Annotated in this window: 3 protein-coding genes; all 3 read left to right on the top strand. The window is 37.3% G+C overall.

Going from position 1 to position 4,874, the window contains the following annotated elements:
- Positions 1-12: 12 nt before the first annotated feature.
- The 3 genes from A3GS_RS11745 (at position 13) to A3GS_RS11750 (ending at position 4,584) form a co-directional block, all read left to right on the top strand.
- A complete protein-coding gene (locus A3GS_RS11745; protein WP_476712959.1) occupies positions 13-1,386 on the top strand; it encodes an N-acetylmuramoyl-L-alanine amidase in 1,374 nt (457 codons plus the stop codon).
- 92 nt (positions 1,387-1,478) lie between these two features.
- Positions 1,479-3,311: a translation elongation factor 4 gene (gene lepA, locus A3GS_RS0108920; RefSeq protein WP_018365059.1), complete on the top strand. Its 1,833-nt coding sequence runs from the start codon at positions 1,479-1,481 to the stop codon at positions 3,309-3,311.
- Between the two features lie 715 nt (positions 3,312-4,026).
- Positions 4,027-4,584, top strand: a complete 558-nt coding sequence (locus A3GS_RS11750) for a hypothetical protein (RefSeq protein WP_018365060.1) — start codon at positions 4,027-4,029, stop codon at positions 4,582-4,584.
- Positions 4,585-4,874 lie beyond the last annotated feature (290 nt).

Raw genomic sequence — 4,874 nt, forward strand, 5'->3', positions numbered from 1 at the left:
ACCACATTAGCCATGTATCGTCTCTACAATCCCAACTCAGGCGAGCATTTTTATACCTCAAATGGTTACGAAAAAGTAAGTCTTGTTAAGCTTGGCTGGCGTGATGAAAATGTAGCCTGGTATGCACCGACCAAAGGAGAGGAAGTTTATCGTCTTTATAATCCTAATGCCGGTGATCACCANTATACANTAAACAAGGGTGAGATGACTAATTTGTCAAATCTGGGTTGGCGCTATGAAGGTATTGCTTGGTATTCGGCAGGAACAATTGCTATGTATCGCCTTTATAATCCTAATGCTAAATCAGGTAGCCATCACTACACAGCATCTAAGAGTGAAGTGGTTTCTCTGACCAAACTTGGCTGGCGCTATGAAGATGTTGCTTGGTATGGCATGGGCTCAATGGATGAAGTTCAAGCTAGTTCGACAGCAAATACAGTTGCTAATAATAGTAAGCCTGTCATTGAAGTGACTAATTATCAGAAGGATAAAGGGACACTGACTGTAGTTGTCAAGGATACTGCAGCTTCCAAACCAATTAAACAAGTCCGCGTAGCAGCTTGGTCAGAACTTAATCAGTCTAATATTTACTGGTATACTAGCGATGTTATAACCAACGGTAGTACTCTTGTCACTGTGAATGAACGCAATCATAAATATATCAAAGGAAGTTATACAGTTCATACTTATGTAGATTACCTAGATAAGTCGGTGGACGGTTTCGTTGTAGGAACTTACGACTTACAAGCTGAAAAAGTTGGCGCAGCTGCTAAGGGTGATTATGATGTCTTTAATAAAGTTATTTATTTGGATGCTGGACATGGTGGATATGATCCAGGAGCGAGCTATTTTGGTCAATCTGAGAAGAATTTAACTCTTGATGTTCAAAAACGTGTCCAAGCTAAGTTAGAAGCGGCTGGTTATACTGTTATTACAAGTCGTGATACAGATACTTTTGTTGATTTGTTGGACCGTTCTAAGAAGGTGAATAGTACAGAATCAGATATTTTTATCAGTATTCACTTTAATGCTGGGGCATCATCTGCAAGTGGTATTGAGACCTACTATTATGAATATTATCCGGAATATCCATCTCGTATAAACCAGACCTATCACAATAATAGTGAACGTTTGACAAAGAGTAGAATTTTAGCAGAAGCTATCCAAGCTGGAACGACTACGCAAACAGGTGCTAGAAACAATGGTGTTAAGCGGAATACATTCGCTGTATTACGCGAAACAACTGCACCAGCTGTCCTATTAGAATTGGGTTACATTTCAAATGCAGCCGAGTTCCAAAGAATCAATACGACTGCTTACAGAGATAAATTGGCAGATGGCATCGTTTCTGGAATTAATAATTACTACAAAACGTTTGACGTATAATTTAAAATTAAAATAGTCGAAAAGGCAAGCAGAGACTTGTCTTTTTTGGTATAATTAAGGGAAATGAAAAATTGAATGTATAGGATAAATCAATGAATAGTGAAGAATTAAAAAAACGTCAGGAGAAGATTCGAAACTTCTCCATTATTGCGCATATTGACCACGGGAAATCAACCTTGGCTGACCGTATTTTGGAAAAAACAGAGACAGTGTCAAGCCGTGAAATGCAGGCGCAGTTGCTTGATAGCATGGATTTGGAGCGTGAGCGAGGTATCACCATCAAGTTGAATGCTATTGAACTCAATTATACTGCTAAAGACGGTGAAACCTACATTTTCCATCTTATTGACACCCCAGGGCACGTTGACTTTACCTATGAAGTTTCTCGTTCTTTGGCAGCCTGTGAAGGTGCTGTTTTGGTTGTCGATGCAGCCCAAGGGATTGAGGCACAGACTCTAGCCAATGTTTATTTGGCTTTAGATAATGATCTTGAAATTTTACCGGTTATCAATAAGATTGATTTGCCAGCAGCAGACCCTGAACGAGTCCGTCAAGAAATTGAAGATGTCATTGGTTTAGATGCGTCTGAAGCGGTTTTGGCATCGGCCAAAGCTGGGATTGGTATCGAGGAAATACTTGAACAAATCGTTGATAAGGTACCTGCACCGACGGGTGATGTCGAAGCTCCGCTTCAAGCCTTGATTTTTGACTCAGTTTATGATGCCTATCGTGGTGTCATTCTTCAGGTGCGTATCATCAATGGTATGGTTAAACCTGGCGACAAAATCCAAATGATGTCGAATGGCAAAACATTTGATGTAACAGAAGTTGGTATTTTCACACCTAAAGCTGTTGGTCGTGACTATCTTGCGACGGGTGATGTTGGTTATATTGCGGCTTCAATCAAGACGGTTGCTGATACTCGTGTCGGTGATACAGTAACCTTGGCTGACAATCCAGCAGCAGAGCCTCTGCATGGCTATAAGCAAATGAATCCAATGGTCTTTGCAGGACTTTATCCTATCGAGTCTAACAAGTACAATGATCTTCGTGAAGCTTTAGAGAAATTACAGCTTAACGATGCCAGTCTACAATTTGAGCCAGAAACCTCACAGGCTCTAGGCTTTGGTTTCCGCTGCGGTTTCCTGGGCTTGCTTCACATGGATGTTATCCAAGAGCGTTTGGAACGTGAATTTAACATTGATCTCATCATGACAGCGCCGTCTGTAGTTTACCATGTCAATACGACAGATGGTGAGATGCTGGAAGTGTCAAATCCGTCCGAATTCCCAGAGCCAACCAAGGTTGAAAGCATTGAGGAGCCTTACGTCAAGGCCCAAATCATGGTGCCGCAAGAGTTTGTCGGAGCTGTGATGGAACTAGCTCAGCGTAAGCGTGGTGACTTTGTGACCATGGATTATATTGATGACAATCGCGTCAATGTTATCTATCAGATTCCGCTGGCTGAGATTGTCTTTGATTTCTTTGACAAACTTAAATCATCAACCCGTGGTTATGCTAGCTTTGATTACGAAATTTCAGAGTACCGCAAGTCTAAGCTGGTCAAGATGGATATTCTCCTCAATGGCGACAAGGTAGATGCGCTCAGCTTTATTGTCCACAATGAATTTGCCTATGAACGCGGTAAACTTATCGTTGAGAAACTCAAAAAAATTATTCCGCGTCAGCAATTTGAAGTGCCAATCCAAGCGGCTATTGGTCAAAAAATTGTAGCTCGCTCAGACATCAAGGCCTTGCGCAAAAACGTTTTGGCTAAATGTTATGGTGGTGATGTGTCTCGTAAGCGCAAGCTGCTTGAAAAACAAAAAGCTGGTAAGAAGCGTATGAAAGCAATCGGCTCAGTAGAAGTACCACAGGAAGCCTTCCTCAGCGTGCTTTCTATGGACGATGATAGCAAGAAATAAAAGCTGGTAAGAAAAAATTTTTAAATGAGCCAGATTATCAATTTAAGCTAGATAGAAAAACCACCTATGTTAGTCTCAATAAACGACTATAGTTATCTGAAGGAGATTAACATAAATAACCTAACAATAATCTCGTCATGATATAAGCATACTACGAGTGACACTCTAAACGCTATAAAGCCAATAATAAAGAATGTCGTGGTCGGAGTAGATCAAGCCTTAGTCCATCAAATAAAAGTTTTTATTCAAACTTATTTGGAACAAGATTGTAGTCTCAATATCATAAAGGGAGCTTATTCAGATACCATTTTTTTCGCTATCTCTTAGCTTATTCTGAGTATTCGACAAGGCATATTTTCCTTGGAACGTCTGAGGTTATTTGGGAACAAATTGGATTTGGAATTAAGTATAATGAATTATTGGATATTCTTCTAGATGAATACGATGTAGAGTATAAGGAAGCCAAAAAGATTTAGACAAGCTGTTAAAAAATTGAAAAAGATTAGGCTTTTGGAAGGGGATATTTGATGTCAATTGATCAACAAAATTTATATAAAAATGAATTAGAGTTAAATATGAGGTCTTAGTTTCAAAAACTTTTGAGAATTATAAAAGAGTCATTGAGAAAACAGGATTTAAGATACGGGCTAGCTTTCTTGAAACTGATTTTGTTCCAGATTTAGCAAATTTTGAATGCAAATCAAAGGGGATTGTTTTGAGGTATAGACTAGTTAAACCTAGAAGATATTTATTAACTTTAAAATTTAAGGGAAAGAGACATGATTTACAAGATAACATAGAAATTGAGTATGAAAGCTGTAGTAAAGATAAGAAGCCTTTTAAAGAAATTCAAAGGATAATTAATTCAGAATTTTCAATTCAATTATCGGAATTAGTATTGTTAAAAAATACTATCATTGATAATATTGTAGAAATCATTGATTATTTATACAGTATTGGTTTTACTAAATGTAGAATGCTTTCACAAAAAAAGAGAACAATCTATACAAAAGGTGAAAAGTCTTTTTGTTTTGATACATTTCCAGATCCGATTGGTACCTATTTGGAGTTAGAGGCTTTTAACGATAAAGATTTAAGAGAGTTAAAAAAAGTAGTCGCATCAGTAATTGAATTAGATTCATGTGAGGTTAAAAACTATGGAAAAATAATTCAAGAAAAGTTGAATAGTTATGGGGTTCCTCGTTCAAAACAACGTGTATGCGTGTTTAGTAATAATCTTCAAAAATTTGTATATCAAAAATTTAAATTATGAAAAGTTTAACCTTAATTTGACAGTTTATATAATAAGGCCTGTTAATGAACTTCATAAAATCAGTTTTCAAATTATTGTATCTTTTCCCCAGTATTTTCATAAAATAAAAATGATTCCTATGGAATCATTTCAGAATGAAGACAAACATCTCGATTGATGTTTGTCTTTTTCTGTTTATAGAATTTAAATCGCCTCTGTTTACTAAAATAGAGGGTATTTGTCCAAAATAAAAAAGCTTGCCTGCCCTTATTTTTACCAATTTTTTGAGATTTAAACACGCCAAAGTCAGT

The organism is Streptococcus caballi DSM 19004, assembly GCF_000379985.1.
GTDB lineage: Bacteria > Bacillota > Bacilli > Lactobacillales > Streptococcaceae > Streptococcus > Streptococcus caballi.